The sequence below is a fragment of the Thermorhabdus hydrogeniformans genome (genome assembly GCF_049310025.1).
Taxonomy (GTDB): Bacteria; Bacillota; Thermosediminibacteria; order Thermosediminibacterales; family Tepidanaerobacteraceae; genus JBJYKD01.
This window is the reverse complement of record NZ_JBJYKD010000222.1, coordinates 1-256: the sequence shown is the minus strand read 5'-3', so window position 1 is coordinate 256 and position 256 is coordinate 1. Positions and strand designations below refer to the sequence as shown.

The window sequence follows — 256 nt, the reverse complement described above, 5'->3', positions numbered from 1 at the left end:
CTGGGCGAGTCCAGAAACGGTAACTCGCTACGCAAAAGTCCGTAGCTGTTGCCGCCGCGCCTCAGTCGCGGGCGGCCCAGTTGAGGCCGCGGCGGAGGATCGTCGCCATCTCCGGCACCTGGAACTCGGCCGAGACGTGGCCGAGCGAGGGGTAGAAGACGCGCCCCTTGCCGTGCCGCCGCTTCCACACCACCGGCGTCGTCACGCCGTCGATCCACCAGGCGTGATCGCCGTTGAAGGTGGTCGGCGCCAGCAC

The 256-nt window shown here is 69.1% G+C and carries 1 protein-coding gene; it reads right to left on the bottom strand.

Going from position 1 to position 256, the window contains the following annotated elements; translation table 11 throughout:
* Window positions 1–61: 61 nt before the first annotated feature.
* A partial coding sequence (locus tag ACKX14_RS16205) for a ThuA domain-containing protein (protein WP_422449455.1) occupies window positions 62–256 on the bottom strand: 195 nt, incomplete at its 5' end.